This window comes from Agromyces excoecariae, assembly GCF_051715505.1.
Taxonomy (GTDB): Bacteria; Actinomycetota; Actinomycetes; order Actinomycetales; family Microbacteriaceae; genus Agromyces.
On record NZ_JBPSLA010000015.1, the window covers coordinates 128,357 to 143,809 of the forward strand.

Here is a 15,453-nt window from a genome sequence, read left to right on the forward strand (position 1 = left end):
ACGGTCCTACACTCGGCCCATGGACAACCTCGATCGGGCCATCCTCGACCTGCTCCGCCAGAACTCGCGGGCCGGGTACGGCGACATCGGGTCCTCCGTCGGGCTCTCCGCCTCCGCCGTGAAGCGCCGCGTCGACAAGCTCGTCGCCGACGGCGTCATCAAGGCGTTCACCATCCAGGTCGATCCGGCCGTCGACGGCATGAGCACCGAGGCGTACGTCGAGCTCTTCTGCCGCGGCACGGTCGCGCCCGACGAGCTGCAGCGCATCCTGCAGGGCGTGCCCGAGGTCGTCTACGCGGGCACCGTGACGGGCAGCGCCGATGCGATCGTGCACATGCGCGCCCGCGACATCACCTCGCTCGAAGAGGCGCTCGAGCGCGTGCGCATCGCACCCAACGTCGACCACACGAGGAGCGCCATCGTGCTGTCGCGCCTCGTGAACCGCAACCGCGACTGACCGCGACCCACCGCACCTCGATCCGACTCCGGAGCCTCCCTCATGCGATTCACCGTCGACGACGACGCGCACACGCCGCCCTACGAGCAGCTCCGCATGCAGGTGGTCGACGCGGTCCGCGACGGCCGCCTCGCCGCCGGCTCGAAGCTGCCGACCGTGCGCGGCCTGGCCGAGGAGCTGGGCCTCGCGGCGAACACGGTCGCGCGCGCCTACAAGGAGCTCGAGGCCGACGGCGTCGTCGAGGGGCGGGGGCGCGCGGGCACGTACGTCAGCGCCGCCGGCGATCCCGTCGAGCAGGCGCTGCAGGCCGCGGCATCCGACTTCGCCGGGACCGTCGAGCGCTTGGGCGTGACGACGGATGCCGCCGAGGCGGCCGTCGCACGCGCGCTCCGCGCCCGGCGCTGACCCGCGGGGTCGCGCCCGCGGACGAATTCTGCGGTGGCGTACGGATTCATTCGGCCCGCCACCGCAGAAACCGTCCGCAAGCGGGGCGGACGCCGAGCGGAGCGCGCGGACCGCGCCTCAGCTCGCCGCGGACTCCGGCGGCGCCGGGATCGGCTCCTTCGGCAGCCGCCGCACCTTCTGCCGGCGCCGCCGACGCTCGGGGATCATCGAGCGCATCTCCTCGAGCTTGCCGAAGCAGAGCAGGCGGTCCTCGGCCTCGAGCACGACGCCCTTGCGCGGGTTCGGGATCACCGTGGCCCCGCGGTGCAGGGTCAGCACCGTGATGTCGCGCTCCCACAGGCCCGACTCGCCGAGGGACTTGCCGACCAGGTCGGCCGCGCCGTGCACGAGGAGCTCGGCGACGCCGTACCCCGTCGACACCGTGAGGCGCTGCCGCACGTCGATCTCGGGGAACGCGACCTGGTTGCCGATGTAGTCGATGATGGCGCCCGCGACATCCAGCTTCGTCGCCGTCTCGATGCCCTGCAGGCCGGGCGACGAGTTCACCTCCATGACGAGCGGGCCCTCGTTGCCCTCGAGCATGTCGACGCCGGCGACCTTGAGGCCCATGATCTGCGCCGACCGCACCGCGGCCTGCTCGTACTCGGGCGTGAGCTCGACGGGCTCGACGCTGCCGCCGCGGTGCACGTTCGATCGGAACTCGTCGCCGCTCGCGACGCGGCGCATGGCGGCGACCACGCGGTCGCCGACGACGAGGGCGCGGATGTCGCGTCCGCGACTCTCGGCAATGAACTTCTGGATCAGCACGTTCTGCTTGGTCGAGTGCAGCGTCTCGATGATCGCCTCCGCGACCTTGACCGTCGGGGCGAGGATCACGCCGATGCCCTGCGTGCCCTCGAGCAGCTTGATCACGACGGGCGCGCCGCCGACCGATTCGATCGCCGGACGCAGGTCGGCGCGGTTGCGCACGAACGTCGTCGCCGGCAGCGCGATGTTGTGGCGCGAGAGGATCTGGTTCGCGCGGAGCTTGTCGCGCGCGTTCGTGATGCCGTTCGCGGTGTTCGGCGTGTAGACGTCCATCTGCTCGAACTGCCGCACCACCGCGGTTCCGAAGTACGTGATGGAGTTGCCGATGCGCGGCAGGATCGCGTCGTAGTCCGACAGCGGCCGGCCGCGGTACTGGAGGTCGGGTTCGGCGCCCGAGAGGTCGATGCCGAAGCGGAGGGTGTTGAGGACCTTGACCTCGTGTCCGCGCTGCAGCGCTGCAGCACGGAGACGCTGGGTCGAGTACGCCTGCGGCGCGCGCGACAGGATCGCGAGTTTCATTCGGGAGTCCCTGCGAAGATGATCGGGTGACGGATGTGCCGAACCATTCAAACACCATCGCCGGATGGCGCGAATGGGTGCGCCTCCCACAGGCCGACGTGGAGTGGTTGAAGGCCAAGCTCGACACGGGCGCGCGCTCGTCGGCGCTGCACGCCTTCGACGTCGAGGAGTTCGAGCGCGACGGGGCGGCCTGGGTGCGATTCGGCATCCACCCCTGGCAGGACACCGACGCGGATGCCGCGACGGTCGAGCTCCCCGTCCACGACCGCCGGGTCATCCGCAGCTCGACCGGACACACGCAGGAGCGGCTCGTCGTGCTCATGGACCTCGTGCTCCACGGCCGCCCGGTGAGGGCCGAGGTGACGCTCACGAATCGCGACGAAATGGGCTTCCGCATGCTCATCGGGCGCGAGGCGCTCCGCAACGGGTTCCTCGTCGACGCGGGTCGCTCGTTCGTCGGCGGTCGCGCGCCCCGCGACATCCGTCGCCGCAACCGCGGGCGCGCCTGAGGCCCGCCACGATCAGGGGTGACGGATGCCGCGGCTCACGCCACGGCGAGGTCGGCCTCGAGCCGCGCCACGTCCTCGGGGCGGCACAACTCGGTCGCGGGCTGCATCGCCGTCGCACTGCCCGCGGCGACCGCCGTGCGGAACGCCTCGCCGATCGTGCGGCCCTGCGCGAGCCGCAGCACGAGCGCCCCGAGGAACGCGTCGCCGGCGCCGACGGCGCTCGCGACCCGGACGCGCGGCGTGGGCAGCCGCAGCACCTCGTCGCGGGTCACCAGCACGGCGCCCCGTCCGCCGAGCGTCAGCGCGACGACCTGGGTCCGACCCGACGCGACGAGCACGCGGGCCGCCTCGACCAGCTCGGGCTCGTCGAGCTCGCCCTCGGCGCCGACGAGTTCGGCGAGTTCGTCCCGGCTCGGCTTGATGAGGAACACGCCGGCCTCGAGTGCGCGGCGCAGGGCCGGCCCCGAGGCATCCACCACCAGTCGCACGTCGTGGTCGGCCGCGATCTCGGCGAGCAGGCCGTAGAAGTCGACGGGAACCCCCGGCGGCAGGCTGCCGCTCGCAACGAGGAATCCGCCGACGGGCAGCTCGTCGGCCACGACCGAGAGGCAGGCGCGCCACTCGGGCTCGCGCATCGTCGGCCCCTGCAGCACGAACCGGAACTGGTCGCCCGTCGAGAGCTCGTCGACGGTGAAGCTCTCGCGCGTGTTGCCCGCGATGGTGATGACGCGCGCGACGAGTCCGGCTTCCTCGATGAAGCCTCGGTAGGCCTGTCCGGTCGGCCCGCCCAGCGGGTAGACCGCGATCGAACTGCCGCCGAGGTTCCGGATGGCGCGGCTCACGTTCACGCCGCCGCCGCCCGGGTCGAACCGGCTCGGCCCGCACCGCAGCTTGTGCTCGGGGACGACCCGGTCGGCCGTGCTCGAGACGTCGAGTGCGGGGTTCATGGTCAGCGTCAGGATGGGTGCGTGGACGGCCATCGTCAGTAGTCCACGGCGTCGCGGGAGATGGGGCAGGTCATGCAGTGTCCGCCGCCCCGGCCGCGGCCGAGTTCGGCGCCGACGATCTCGATGACCTCGACACCCGCGTCGCGCAGGAGCGCGTTCGTGTACGTGTTCCGGTCGTAGGTGAACACCACGCCGGGCTCGACGGCGACGGCGTTGTTGCCGCTGTCCCACTGCTGCCGCTCGCCCGCGTACCATCCGCCGCCCGGCTCGACGGCACGCAGCTTCGCGAGGCCGAGCGACTCGGCCACCACGTCGATGAACGAGGCGCGCTCCTCGGCGATCTCGATGCCGCCGTCGCCGTCGGGGCGCAACGAGAACGTGTGGATGCCGTCGACGATGTCGGGGTAGTACGTCACGAGGTCGCGGTCGGCGAACGTGAAGACCGTGTCGAGGTGCATGGCGGCGCGGAGCTTCGGCATGCCGGCGACGACGACGCGGTTCGCGGCGCCCTGTTCGAACAGGCGCCCGGCGACGGCCGTGATCGCCTGCCGCGACGTGCGCTCGCTCATGCCGATCAGCACGACGCCGTTGCCGACCGGCATCACGTCACCGCCCTCGAGCGTCGCCTGGCCGTGGTCCTGCTCGGGATCGCCCCACCAGACGGTGCTGCCCGTGTAGTCGGGGTGGAAGTCGTAGATCGCCTTCATCAGCATGGTCTCCGCGTGCCGGGCCGGCCAGAACAGCGGGTTGAGCGTCAGTCCGCCGTAGATCCAGCACGTCGTGTCGCGGGTGTAGATCGTGTTGGGCAGCGGCGGCATCAGGTACTCGGTCATGCCCGCCGATTCGCGCACCAGCGCGACCTCCGCGGCACGGAACTCGGCCGGCAGGTCTCGCGTCGACAGGCCGCCGATGAGGTACTCGGTGAGCGTCGCGTGGTCGAGCGAGTCGAGGAACGCGCGCGTGTCGGCGACGAGTCCGGCGCCGACCTCGTTCGCGACGATCTTGCGGTCGAGCAGCCACTCGCGCGCGCCGGGCACGGCCAGCGTCTCGGCGAGCAGGTCGTGCAGCTCGACCACGTCGACGGCCCGGTCCCGCATCTGCTGCACGAAGTCGGCGTGGTCGCGCTGGGCGTTCTGCACCCAGAGCACGTCGTCGAAGAGCAGCGCGTCGCTGTTGCTCGGGGTGAGCCGTTCATGGCCGAGCCCCGGTCGGCAGACCAGGACCGTGTTGAGCCGGCCCACCTCGGAATGGACCCCGTACGACTGGTCGGACATGGCGTGCTCCCTTCTGCGCCGCAGCGCGAGGACGATCAGAGCCGGACGGCCCCGGTGGCGAGCAGGACGAGGCCGATCACGGCGAAGGCCAGGATGACGACGAAGACGACGAGCCCGGTGAGCGTGAAGACGCGCGCCTGCTGCTGGCGCCGGGCGACGACGTAGAGGGCGGTCGCCGGGGCGAGCAGGATGCACGCCAGGAACAGGAAGACGTATCCGGCCGCCCAGATCAGGAACAGCGTGTACGCCGTCGAGATCGCCGCGATCACCAGCTCGCGCGTGCGCCGCGCGGGCGCGGCATCCTCGTAGCCGTCTCGTTGCACGGCGATCTTCACGGCGTAGACGCTGGCCAGCGCATATGGCGTGAGCGAGAGGGCCGCCGTGAGGTCGAGCGTGAAGTCCAGCGCGTCGTTCACGAACTGGACGAGGAACAGGATGACGGTGACGAGGATCGACGTCCACAGCACGGCGTGCTCGGGCACCTCGCGGGCGTTCAGGCGCGCGAAGTAGCGCGGCAGGTCCTGGTCCTTCGCGGCCGCGAAGACGACGTCGGCTGCGAGCAGCTGCCAGGCGAGGTACGCGCCGAGCACCGAGATGATGAGCCCGACGCGGATGAACGCGCCGCCCCAGGGGCCGACCGCCGCCTCGAGGACGCCGCCCGCCGACGGTTGCTGCAGCTCCGCGATCTCGGCCTGCGGCAGGATCCCGTACGACAGGATCGACACCGACGCGAACAGCGCGAGCACCGAGAGGAAGCCGAGCACGGTCGCCCGCCCGACGTCCGAGCGCTTCTTCGCGTAGCGCGAGTACACGCTCGCGCCCTCGATGCCGAGGAACACGAACACCGTGATGAGCATCGTGCCCTGCACCTGGGCGAACAGCGCCTCGTCGCCCGCCGGCCCCGCGTCGCCCGAGAGGTTGCCGACGAAGACGTCCCAGTCGAAGAAGAAGACCACGAGCACCAGGAAGAGCGCGAGCGGCACGAGCTTCGCGATCGTGACGATGAAGTTGATCGCGGCGGCCTCGCGCACGCCCTGCCGGATCAGCAGGTAGACGCCCCAGACGGCGGCGACCGAGATGAAGAACGACGGCCACGTGTCACCCTCGCCGAGCACCGGACGCAACTCGGGGAACAGCTGCGAGAGCGTGGTCATGATGAGCACCCAGTAGAACGCGTTGCCCGCGCACGCCGATGCCCAGTAGCCCACGGCGGAGAGGAAACCGGGATAGACCCCGAACCCGGCCCTCGCGTACACGTAGACGCCGTTGTCGAGCTTCGGCTTGCGCATCGCGAGCGTCTGGAACACGAGCGCCAGCGTCAGCATGCCGAGGCCGGCGATCGCCCAGGCGATGAGGGCCCCGTACACGCCGGTCTGGCTCGCGAAGCGTGCGGGGAGCTGGAAGACGCCCGCGCCGACCATCGAGCCGACGACCATCGCGGTCAGCGCCGGGAGGCTCAACTTCGAGGCCGCCCGCGGCTCGGTCGTCGATGCCATCAGGGCCCCCTCCCTGTTCGATCCGCCCCCGTGCGGATGGTTCAGGACGCGGCGTCGCAACCTGCTCCGTGTCTAGCGCAGCCTCAGGGCGCGCACAAGGTCGAGGGCAGCGGATGGCGCGGGCTCGCGCGGGCACGATCGGGCGCGCCCGGGGCACGACGAAGGGGGCGGCCGCACGCGCGACCGCCCCCGTGGCATCCGTTTCGAAACGCCCCTAGATGACGCCGTCGGAGATCGTCGTCGGGTTGCCGAACCGGTGGTTCGTGATCGAGATCGCCTGCTCGTGCAGGAACGGCAGGAGCTCGACGCGGCCCGACGGGGTCACCGGGTGCGACCAGACCGCGAGGTCGGGCGTGCCGCCGGTCGCCTCGGCGAGCGCCGCGGCCGAGCCGCCGACGAGCCGCACTCGGCCCGTGACCTCGCCCGTGCCGGCACGCGTGATCCAGCCGGCGTCGCCCTCGCGGACCACGCGGACGTCGCGGGAGGCGAGCAGGGCGCGGACGCCCTTCGGCAGCTCGTGCGCGGTCGAGATCGACAGCGGCGACTTCGCGAGCAGGCCCGCGGCGATGACGCGGAGGCCGTCGGCGAGCGTCGCGTCCTCGCTCACGCGGATCGTGACCGGCAGCGGCAGGTAGCGGAACAGGTTCCGCTCGACGCCGAGGCCCGAGACATCCTTCACCGTGGCGTACTCGTCGGCCCAGGCGACGGCGTCGGAGAGCGCGGAGCGGCGCAGCACCTCGTACGCCTCGTAGTCGAGCGACGACTGCGACGCCTCGATGAGGTCGGTCACGCGCTGCTCGAGGCCGCGCAGGTGGAGCGAGCGGCTCGGCTCGGAGTGGTCGGGCGCCCAGTCGCCGAGGCCGAACAGGTAGTTCGGACCGCCGGCCTTCGCGCCCGCGCCGACCGAGGAGCGCTTCCAGCCGCCGAACGGCTGGCGCTGCACGATCGCACCGGTGATGCCGCGGTTGACGTAGAGGTTGCCGGCCTCGACGTTCGCGAGCCAGGTCGCGAGCTCGTCGGAGTCGAGCGAGTGCAGCCCCGCGGTCAGCCCGAAGTCGACGGCGTTCTGGAAGCGGATGGCCTCGTCGAGGTCCTTCGCGTGCATGATGCCGAGCACCGGGCCGAAGAACTCGGTGAGGTGGAAGTAGGAGCCGGGCTTCACGTTCGCGCGGATGCCGGGCGACCACAGGCGGCCGGTGCCGTCGAGCTGACGCGGCTCGACGAGCCACTCCTCGTCGGCGCCGAGCGTGGTGAGCGCGTGCAGCAGCTTGCCGTTCGCGGGCTCGACGATCGGGCCCATCTGGCTCTGCGGGTGCTCGGGCCACCCGACGCGGAGGCTCGTCGCGGCATCCACCAGCTGGCGGCGGAACCGCTCGGACTTCGCGACCGAGCCGACGAGGATCACGAGCGACGCGGCCGAGCACTTCTGGCCCGCGTGGCCGAACGCGCTCTTGACGACGTCGGATGCCGCGAGGTCGAGGTCGGCCGACGGCGTGACGATGATCGCGTTCTTCCCGCTGGTCTCGGCGAGGAGCGGGAGGTCCTTGCGGAACGAGCGGAACAGCTCGGCCGTCTCGTACGCCCCGGTGAGGATGACTCGGTCGACCTTCTCGTCGGAGACCAGCTTGGTGCCGAGCTCGCGTGAACCGAGGTCGACGAGCGCGAGCAGGTCCTTCGGGATGCCGGCCTCCCACAGGGCCTCGACCATGATCGCGCCCGAGCGCTGCGAGAGCTTCGCGGGCTTGATGATCACGCCCGAGCCCGCGGCGAGCGCGGCGAGCACGCCGCCGGCCGGGATCGCGACGGGGAAGTTCCACGGCGGGGTGACGACCGTCAGCTTCGAGGGCACGAAGCGGGCCCCCTGCACGTGGTCGAGCTCGCGGGCGCGCTCGGCGTAGTAGTGCGCGAAGTCGATCGCCTCGGAGATCTCGGGGTCGGCCTCGGCGATGGTCTTGCCGGTCTCGGCGGCCATGACCTCGATGAGGCGGTCGCGGTTCGCGGCGAGCGCGAGGCCCGCGCGGTGCAGCAGCGCCGCACGCTCGTCGCCGGGCAGGGCCGCCCAGGCGGCGGCGCGCTCGGTGACCACGGTCATGAGCTGCTCGAGCTCGTCGGCGGTCTCGATGCGGTTCGCCTTCAGCGTGTCGATGCCGAGCGTCGAGGTCGGCACTCGCTCGAGGATGCGGCGACCCCAGTCGCGGTTCGCGGCGAGCGCGGGGTCGGTGTCGGGCTCGTTGCGGAAGCCGGGGGTGACGCCGGGGCCGGTGAGCTCGGCAGCGGCGAGGGCCGCGGCATCCGTCAGTTCCCCGTCGAGGGCGGAGCCGCGGGTGATGCCGAGGACGACGCTCGTGAGCGAGCCCTCGTGCTCGTCGCCCGGCGCGGGCGCGCCCACGACGGTGCCGGCGAGGTCGGCGACATCCTTCTCGTCCCACTCGGTGCGGCGGTTCTGGGTGCGGTTCGGCGAGGGCGCCGGGCCCTCCGGGTCCTCGCCCGCGAGGGCGGCGAGCGAACGCAGGTAGCGGTCGCGCTCGCGCTCGAAGAGGGCGCGGTTCTCGTTCAGCTCGAACACGGCCGACATGAAGTTGTCCTGGCTCGCGTTCTCCTCGAGCCGGCGGATGAGGTACGCGATCGCGACGTCGAACTCCGACGGGTTCACGACGGGCGTGTAGAGCAGCAGGCGGCCGACGTCGCCGCGCACCGCCGCGGCCTGGCCGGTGGCCATGCCGAGCAGCATCTCGAACTCGACGCCCTGCTCGACGCCGCGCTCCTTCGCGGTGAGGTAGGCGTGGGCGACGTCGAAGAGGTTGTGACCGGCGATCCCCAGCTTGACGGCGTCGATGCGCTCGGGCGTCATCGACCAGTGCAGCACGCGCTTGTAGTTGGTGTCGGAGTCCTGCTTGGTCGAGTAGGTCGCGAGCGGCCAGTCGTGGATGTGGGCGTCGACGTTCTCCATCGCGAGGTTCGCGCCCTTCACGACGCGCACCTTGATCGGGGCGCCGCCCGCCGCTCGCCGGGCCTGCGCCCACTCGGTCAGCTCCTGCATCGCGCCGAGCGCGTCGGGCAGGTAGGTCTGCAGCACGATGCCGGCCTCGAGGCCCTGCAGCTGCGGCTGGTCGAGGAGCCGCTTGAAGACCGCGATCGTGAGGTCGAGGTCGCGGTACTCCTCCATGTCGAGGTTGATGAACTTGGCCGCGCCCTGTGCGGCGCCCTTCGCGGCGAGCTCGTACAGCGGCGTGAGCTTGGCGACGACCTTCTCGACGGCCTCGTCGAACGACCACATCGACAGCTGGCTCACGACGCTCGAGACCTTGATCGAGACGTAGTCGACGTCGTCGCGTGCGAGGAAGTCGTAGGTGCCCTTGAGGCGCCGGTCGGCCTCGTGCTCGCCGAGCACGGCCTCGCCGAGGAGGTTGAGGTTCAGCCGGTTGCCCGACTGGCGGAGCTTCGCGATCGCGGGGCCGAGCTTCGCGGGCGTCGCGTCGAGGACGAGGTGGCCGACCATGGCGCGCAGCACGCGCCGCGCGATCGGGATGACGAGCCACGGGAACGTGGGCGCCATCGCGCCGCCGAGGCGGATCGCGGCCTTGAGGTAGGCGGGCAGGAACTTCGGCGTGAGCTTCGCGACCTCGGCGAGGTTGCGGCCGGCGACGCCCAGGTCCTCGGGGCGCATGACGCCGTCGACGAAGCCGACGGTGAAGGCGAGGCCGTTCTCGTCCTTCAGCACGCCCGCGAGACGCTGCGCGGCGGGGTCGACGGGGTGGTTCGCGCTCTCGGCGAGCCAGCGCTCGACGAGGGCGATGACGTGATCGGTGTCGGGGACGACGTCCGTGAGGAGCTTCGAAGTGGTCACGACTGCGGTGTCCTTAGGTCTCGGAGGGCGCACGGGGATGGTGCACGCCCGGCACCTCCAGTGTGCGCTCCGGATTCCATTCGGTACAGCGAATGAATCCGATGCATACTGTTCATGTTTCCCGAACGTTCGGTTCGGGCGGTCCCGCCGCGCCGCGTCGGCGCCCGATGCCGGGCGGATGCCGCGGAGAGGAGGTGCCCGCATGCTCGACGTCCGACGCCTGCGCCTCCTCGTCGAACTCAGCCAGCGGGGGACCCTCACCGCCGTCGCCGAGGCCCTCTCGTACAGCCCGTCGTCGGTCTCGCAGCAGCTCAGCCAGCTCGAGCGCGAGGCGGGCGTGCCACTGCTCGTCCAGGTCGGCCGGCGCGTGCAGCTCACGCCCCAGGCCGAGCTGCTCGTCGGGCACGCGCAGGCCGTGCTCGAACGGCTCGAAGAGGCCGAGGCGGATGTCGCGCGCTCGCTCACGACCGTCAGCGGCACGGTGCGCATCGCCGTGTTCCAGTCCGCGGCGCACGCCGTCGTCCCGCAGGCGCTCACCCTGCTCGCGGCCGAGCACCCGTCGCTGCGCGTCGAGGTGACCGAGCGCGAGCCCGAGCTCGCGCTGTTCGACGTCGCGGCGCGCGACTTCGACCTCGTCGTCGCCGAGCAGTACCCCGGCTACACGCGGCCGCTGCACCCCGAGCTCGACCGGGTGCCGCTCGCGCGCGACGCCATCCGGCTCGCCCTCCCGCCGCATCCGGCCGCCCGCCGTCGCGGACTGCGTCGACCCGACCCCGCCGCGGCGGCGCTGCCGAAGGACGCCCCGACGGAGCTGCTTCGATCCGTCGCCGACGACGGCCTCGCCGCGGCATCCGAGATGCCCTGGGTCATGGAGCCGCCCGGCACCGCCTCGCGCGAGTGGGCCGAGCAGCTCTGCCGTCGCGCCGGCTTCGAGCCCGACGTGCGCTTCGAGACCGCCGACCTCATGGCGCACATCCGACTGATCCGCTCGGGCAATGCCGTCGGGCTCCTCCCCGACCTCGTGTGGGCCGGCGAGGCGCCGAGCGTGCAGCTCGCATCGCTTCCCGACGATCCGTTCCGCGAGGTGTTCTCGTCGACCCGCAGCGCCGCGGCGCGGCGGCCCGCCGTCGTCGCCGCGCGCGACGCGCTCGCCCGCGCGGCCGCCCGCAGCGAACCTCCGGCGACGCACGACTGAACGGGGTGACGCCGACGGCGCGCCCCGCTACGCTGCGACCATGACCAGGGGGAAGAGACTCGTCATCGGCATGGGGGTGCTGGCGGCGGCGCTCGCGTTCAGCGGGTGCAGCGGCGTCGCCGGCGAGGACACCGGGGGCGACCTCGATCCGACCGGCACGTGGGGCGACTCGTCTGCGCAGGGTGAACCGTTCCTCACCCTCGAGGACGGCGGCGACTTCACCGGCAGCGACGGCTGCAACACGCTGAACGGCACGTGGTCGGTGAACGAGGCCGACCAGGTCGAGTTCGAGAACGTGGCGTCGACGAAGAAGGCGTGCGACGACGTCGACGACTGGCTCGCCGGCATGACCGCAGCGGATGTCGCGGACGACTCGATGACCGTGCTCGGCGACGACGGCTCGCCGATCGGCACGCTCGAACGCTCCAGCTGAGCGCGCCGGCGCCGGCCGCGCGGGCCGCCGATTCGAAGGGCCGCGAGGTCGCTCCGTCAGGACGCGCCGTCGCCGTGCATCCACGGCGTGTAGCTGACGCCGACGAGCAGCCCTTCCGGGCTCATGAGCCGTGACGTGGTCTGCCCCCACGGCTCCTCGTGCGCCTCGACGAGGATCTCGAGGCCCTTCGCGCGCAGCTCCTCGACCGCCGGCGCGACCGCCTCGGGCGAGGACACGTCGAACTCGATCCACGCCTGCGGCACGGGATGCTCGGCGGGCCACTCGGTCGTGCCGAACGTCGCCTCGGCGGCCTGGTCGAGCGGCCAGATCGCGAAGGCCTTCGCTCCCTCGACCTCTTCGGTGTGGAAGTAGCGCGGTGCGTTCTCGTGGAACGGGATGCCGAGCGCGCCGGCCCAGAAGTCGTGCGACGCGGAGTCGACCGTGCCGATCGGGCCGAATCCGGCGATGAAGGCGATGTCCATGCCCTCATTCGACCCCGGCCCCCCGACATGGCGCCGGCGTCCCGGCGCTCGACGAACTCCGTGGAATGGCGGATTCGCCCCGCCGTTTCACGGGAGTCGAGCGCTGCGGGAGCGCGCGTCGGCCGGTTCGAGGATGCACCGCTCAGGCACGGGTCACCTCGCCCGCCGCCGCCGCGAACCGCTCGGCCTGCGCCGCGAGGTACGCCCGCAGTTCGGGCGGCCCGTCGACGCGGCATCCGACGCCCTCGGGCACCCAGAGCAGCGCCGCAGCGATCCCGGCGACGGACTCCCCCTCGACGGGCCACACCGTGGCCGTCCCCCCGGGCGCCGCGACCGCGTCGCGCGCCCACCAGCCGAGCCGCTCGCGGAACTCCTCGACCGGCATCGCCACGTGCACGTCGGCGCGCACCGCCTGGTCGCGCCACCGCACCGCGCGCTGCGCGCGCTCGAGCGCGTCGTCGTCGGTGAGCGGATGCGGCGCGAAGCGCACCCGGGTCTGGAACACGTCGTCGATCCGGTCGAGCCGGAAGGTCCGCCAGTCGTCGCGGTCGCGGTCCCAGGCGAGGAGGTACCAGCGCCGGCCGAGCGGCACGAGCCGGTGCGGCTCGACCGACCGCGTGCTCGCCGCGCCCGTGGCATCCGTGTACTTCATCCGGATCCGCTCGGCGTCGCGGCAGCAGATCGCGAGCAGGCCGAGCAGGTCGCTGTCGACGGATGGCGCAGCGGCGGGTCCCGCGCCGGGTCCGGCAGCCGGGGCGGCGACGGCCTGCAGCGCCTCGATCCGCCTCCGCAGTGCGGGCGGCAGGACCTGCTCGATCTTCGCGAGGGCGCTGAACGTCGTGTGCTCGGCGCCGCGCAACCCGGCCGCCGCCTGCGAACGGAGCCCGACCGCGATCGCGACGCCCTCGTCGTCCGTGAGCAGCAGCGGCGGCAACCCGGTGCCCGCGGCGAGCCGATAGCCGCCGGCGACGCCGCGCGTCGACTCGATCGCGTACCCGAGCTCGCGCAGGCGCTCCACGTCGCGGCGCAGCGTTCGGTCGCTCACGCCGAGGCGGTCGACGAGTTCGCGCGCCGTCCAGTGCCGGTGGCTCTGCAGCAGGGAGAGCAGGTCGAGCGTGCGGGACGTCGTCGCGGCCATGCTCCGATTCTCGACCCGATCCGGTCGGAATCCGTCCGGAATGGATCGGTGGGCGATGAAACGGCGGCGCACGTACGGCGTGCGGAACGCCGCATCCGCTCGTCTACGCTCGTGGGATGCCCACCGATGCGCACCCTGCCGACGCGTCCCAGCGTGCCGGCGCACCCGACCGAGCCGCCGATCACGACGTCGTCATCGTCGGCGGCGGCCACAACGGCCTGACCGCCGCCGCCTACCTCGCCCGCGCGGGCAAGCGCGTGCTGCTGCTCGAGCGCGACGACCACCTCGGCGGCGCCGCGGTCTCGGCCGAGGCCTTCGAGGGCGTCGACGCACGACTCAGCCGGTACTCGTACCTCGTGAGCCTGCTCCCGAAGCGCATCATCGACGACCTCGGACTCGACGTGCGACTCGTGCGCCGCCGGTTCTCGTCGTACACCCCCGACCCGCGCGACCCGTCGCGCGGCCTGCTCGTCGACGTCGAGGCGGATGCCGCCGCCGCTCGCGACGCGTTCGCCCGGGTCGGCGCGGAGGGCGACGCCGACGCGTGGCAGGCCTTCTACGCCGACACCGCCCGCGTCGCCGAGGCGCTCTTCCCCACGCTCACCGAGCCGCTGCCGACCCGCGCCGAGGCGCGCTCGCTCGTCGGCGACGACCGCGTGTGGGACGGGTTCGTCGAACGTCCGCTCGGCGAGACCATCGACGCGCGCTTCGCCGACGACCTCGTGCGGGGGGTCGTCGCGACCGACGGGCTCATCGGCACGTTCACCGACCTCGACGACCCGTCGCTCGACGCGAACCGCTGCTTCCTGTACCACGTCATCGGTGGCGGAACGGGCGACTGGGACGTGCCCGTCGGCGGAATGGGCGCCGTGTCGGGCGAGCTCGCGCGGGCCGCTCGCGAGGCGGGCGCCGTGCTCCGCACCGACGCCGAGGTCGTCGCGATCGACGCCGAGTCCGGTGAGGTGCGATGGCGCGAGGGCGGCCTCGACGACGGAGGCGAGCGCGCGGCGCGCGCCCACGTCGTGCTCGCCAACGTGGCGCCCATCGTGCTCGAGCGGCTCGTCGCGGCATCCGGTCGCGGCGCCGAGGCGGCAGCGGGCGGCTCCGGCCCCGAGGCATCCGCCGACGTCTCCGTACCGGGAGGCGCGACGGTCGCCCCCCGCGACGAACCCGCCGCCGCGCCCGGCTCCGACGAGGTCGCCCTCGACGAAGCCACCCGGCGCCGTCTCGCGCGCGCCGGAATGCCCGAGGGCGCCCAGGTGAAGGTCAACCTGCTGCTCACCCGCCTGCCGCGACTCGCCGACGCGTCGGTCGCGCCCGAGCAGGCGTTCGCCGGCACGTTCCACATCAACGAGCTCGAGTCCCAGTTCGCCGACGCCTACCGCCGCGCCGCGGCCGGCGACCTGCCCGACCCGCTGCCGTGCGAGATCTACTGCCACACGCTGAGCGACCGCACGATCCTCGGACCCGAGCTCGCGGCATCCGACGCGCAGACCCTCACGGTGTTCGGGTTGCACGTGCCCGACCGGCTGGTCGACGCGCACGGAAACGACGCGCTGCGCGACCGCCTGCGCGACGCCGTGCTCGCCTCGCTCGACTCCGTGCTCGCCGAGCCCGTCGCCGACGTCATCGCGACGGATGCCGCCGGGCACCCGTGCATCGAGGTGAAGACGACGCGCGACCTCGAGGAGGCGCTGAACATGCCGGGCGGCAACATCTTCCACGGGCCGTTGTCGTGGCCGTGGACCGAGCCGGGCGCCGAGCCCGCGACTCCCGCCGAACGCTGGGGCGTCGCGACCGCGCACCCGCGCGTGCTCGTGTGCGGTTCGGGCGCGGTCCGCGGCGGCGCGGTCAGCGGCATCGGCGGCCACAACGCCGCGATGGCCGTGCTCGAGGAGGATCTCCCCTGAGGTCGACGGCGACGGATGCCACGGGCTCGCGCCG

The 15,453-nt window shown here is 72.5% G+C and carries 13 protein-coding genes; 6 read left to right on the forward strand and 7 right to left on the reverse strand.

Annotation, left to right across the window (positions count from 1 at the left end):
* Positions 1–19: 19 nt before the first annotated feature.
* Positions 20–457 (forward strand): Lrp/AsnC family transcriptional regulator, encoded by a 438-nt coding sequence (locus ACSJD1_RS15395; RefSeq protein WP_155050935.1) that lies wholly within the window; start codon positions 20–22, stop codon positions 455–457.
* Positions 458–499: 42 nt separating this feature from the next.
* Positions 500–862 carry a GntR family transcriptional regulator gene (locus ACSJD1_RS15400; RefSeq protein ID WP_438856158.1) on the forward strand — a complete coding sequence of 121 codons (363 nt, stop codon included), beginning with the start codon at positions 500–502 and terminating at the stop codon, positions 860–862.
* Between the two features lie 117 nt (positions 863–979).
* On the opposite strand, the gene rimK is transcribed toward ACSJD1_RS15400, so the two are convergent.
* Complete coding sequence (gene rimK / locus ACSJD1_RS15405; protein WP_438856159.1) at positions 980–2,188, reverse strand: 30S ribosomal protein S6--L-glutamate ligase; 1,209 nt, start codon at positions 2,186–2,188, stop codon at positions 980–982.
* Between the two features lie 26 nt (positions 2,189–2,214).
* Between rimK and ACSJD1_RS15410 the strand changes: the two genes are divergently transcribed.
* Complete coding sequence (locus tag ACSJD1_RS15410) at positions 2,215–2,697, forward strand: ATP-dependent zinc protease family protein (protein WP_438856160.1); 483 nt, start codon at positions 2,215–2,217, stop codon at positions 2,695–2,697.
* A gap of 35 nt (positions 2,698–2,732) precedes the next feature.
* Here ACSJD1_RS15410 and ACSJD1_RS15415 read toward each other — a convergent pair whose 3' ends face one another.
* The 4 genes from ACSJD1_RS15415 to ACSJD1_RS15430 all read right to left on the reverse strand — a co-directional run bounded on the left by ACSJD1_RS15415 (position 2,733) and on the right by ACSJD1_RS15430 (position 10,261).
* Positions 2,733–3,677 (reverse strand): 1-phosphofructokinase family hexose kinase, encoded by a 945-nt coding sequence (locus ACSJD1_RS15415; protein WP_438856161.1) that lies wholly within the window; start codon positions 3,675–3,677, stop codon positions 2,733–2,735.
* Positions 3,678–3,679: 2 nt separating this feature from the next.
* Complete coding sequence (locus tag ACSJD1_RS15420) at positions 3,680–4,918, reverse strand: arginine deiminase (protein ID WP_438856162.1); 1,239 nt, start codon at positions 4,916–4,918, stop codon at positions 3,680–3,682.
* A gap of 35 nt (positions 4,919–4,953) precedes the next feature.
* Positions 4,954–6,414: a basic amino acid/polyamine antiporter gene (locus tag ACSJD1_RS15425; protein ID WP_438856163.1), complete on the reverse strand. Its 1,461-nt coding sequence runs from the start codon at positions 6,412–6,414 to the stop codon at positions 4,954–4,956.
* 214 nt (positions 6,415–6,628) lie between these two features.
* Positions 6,629–10,261: a proline dehydrogenase family protein gene (locus ACSJD1_RS15430; RefSeq protein WP_438856164.1), complete on the reverse strand. Its 3,633-nt coding sequence runs from the start codon at positions 10,259–10,261 to the stop codon at positions 6,629–6,631.
* 202 nt (positions 10,262–10,463) lie between these two features.
* Between ACSJD1_RS15430 and ACSJD1_RS15435 the strand changes: the two genes are divergently transcribed.
* Positions 10,464–11,456 (forward strand): LysR family transcriptional regulator, encoded by a 993-nt coding sequence (locus tag ACSJD1_RS15435; RefSeq protein WP_438856165.1) that lies wholly within the window; start codon positions 10,464–10,466, stop codon positions 11,454–11,456.
* A 40-nt stretch (positions 11,457–11,496) separates the two neighbouring features.
* Positions 11,497–11,889, forward strand: coding sequence for an META domain-containing protein (locus ACSJD1_RS15440; protein ID WP_438856166.1), 393 nt, complete (start codon positions 11,497–11,499; stop codon positions 11,887–11,889).
* A gap of 56 nt (positions 11,890–11,945) precedes the next feature.
* On the opposite strand, the gene ACSJD1_RS15445 is transcribed toward ACSJD1_RS15440, so the two are convergent.
* Positions 11,946–12,371, reverse strand: coding sequence for a VOC family protein (locus tag ACSJD1_RS15445; RefSeq protein ID WP_438856167.1), 426 nt, complete (start codon positions 12,369–12,371; stop codon positions 11,946–11,948).
* 142 nt (positions 12,372–12,513) lie between these two features.
* Positions 12,514–13,509, reverse strand: coding sequence for a helix-turn-helix transcriptional regulator (locus ACSJD1_RS15450; RefSeq protein WP_438856168.1), 996 nt, complete (start codon positions 13,507–13,509; stop codon positions 12,514–12,516).
* Between the two features lie 116 nt (positions 13,510–13,625).
* Between ACSJD1_RS15450 and ACSJD1_RS15455 the strand changes: the two genes are divergently transcribed.
* A complete protein-coding gene (locus tag ACSJD1_RS15455) occupies positions 13,626–15,419 on the forward strand; it encodes a phytoene desaturase family protein (protein WP_438856169.1) in 1,794 nt (597 codons plus the stop codon).
* Positions 15,420–15,453 lie beyond the last annotated feature (34 nt).

Bases quoted from the DNA above. Each gene is read 5' to 3' on its own strand.
- ACSJD1_RS15450 (WP_438856168.1), bottom strand. From the start codon at position 13,509: ATGGCCGCGACGACGTCCCGCACGCTCGACCTGCTCTCCCTGCTGCAG.
- ACSJD1_RS15415 (WP_438856161.1), bottom strand. From the start codon at position 3,677: ATGGCCGTCCACGCACCCATCCTGACGCTGACCATGAACCCCGCACTC.
- ACSJD1_RS15445 (WP_438856167.1), bottom strand. From the start codon at position 12,371: ATGGACATCGCCTTCATCGCCGGATTCGGCCCGATCGGCACGGTCGAC.
- rimK (WP_438856159.1), bottom strand. From the start codon at position 2,188: ATGAAACTCGCGATCCTGTCGCGCGCGCCGCAGGCGTACTCGACCCAG.
- ACSJD1_RS15395 (WP_155050935.1), top strand. From the start codon at position 20: ATGGACAACCTCGATCGGGCCATCCTCGACCTGCTCCGCCAGAACTCG.
- ACSJD1_RS15455 (WP_438856169.1), top strand. From the start codon at position 13,626: ATGCCCACCGATGCGCACCCTGCCGACGCGTCCCAGCGTGCCGGCGCA.
- ACSJD1_RS15425 (WP_438856163.1), bottom strand. From the start codon at position 6,414: ATGGCATCGACGACCGAGCCGCGGGCGGCCTCGAAGTTGAGCCTCCCG.
- ACSJD1_RS15435 (WP_438856165.1), top strand. From the start codon at position 10,464: ATGCTCGACGTCCGACGCCTGCGCCTCCTCGTCGAACTCAGCCAGCGG.
- ACSJD1_RS15440 (WP_438856166.1), top strand. From the start codon at position 11,497: ATGACCAGGGGGAAGAGACTCGTCATCGGCATGGGGGTGCTGGCGGCG.
- ACSJD1_RS15420 (WP_438856162.1), bottom strand. From the start codon at position 4,918: ATGTCCGACCAGTCGTACGGGGTCCATTCCGAGGTGGGCCGGCTCAAC.
- ACSJD1_RS15400 (WP_438856158.1), top strand. From the start codon at position 500: ATGCGATTCACCGTCGACGACGACGCGCACACGCCGCCCTACGAGCAG.